This window comes from Mycobacterium sp. KBS0706, assembly GCF_005938675.2.
Taxonomy (GTDB): domain Bacteria; phylum Pseudomonadota; class Alphaproteobacteria; order DSM-16000; family Inquilinaceae; genus Inquilinus.
In genome coordinates this window covers 1-325 of the sequence record NZ_VCCH02000400.1, presented here as the reverse complement: position 1 = coordinate 325, position 325 = coordinate 1, and the positions used below count along the sequence as shown (strand labels likewise).

The window sequence follows — 325 nt, the reverse complement described above, 5'->3', positions numbered from 1 at the left end:
TCGGTCACGCGCATCGGTGCTGAATTTGACGTCTTTGGCTGGCATGGTGCTGGTCCTTGAAAGGGGAGGGGGATGCGGGAGGCGGGCTGGATCAGGCGACGACGCCGATCACGTCGCTCTCCTTCATCACGAGATAGTCGACACCCTCGAGCCGGATCTCGGAGCCGGACCATTTGCCGAACAGGATGCGGTCGCCGACGCTGACGTCGAGTGTCTGGATCACGCCTTGCGCGTCCCGCGCGCCCAGGCCGACGGCCACGACCTCGCCCTGCTGCGGCTTCTCCTGGGCGGTGTCTGGGATGATAATCCCGCCCACGGTCTTGGC

At 65.5% G+C, this 325-nt stretch carries 1 protein-coding gene; it reads right to left on the bottom strand.

Annotation, left to right across the window (positions count from 1 at the left end; translation table 11 throughout):
• Positions 1 to 91: 91 nt before the first annotated feature.
• Positions 92 to 325 (bottom strand): co-chaperone GroES (locus FFK22_RS42460; protein ID WP_143957072.1); only part of this gene is annotated, 234 nt, incomplete at its 5' end.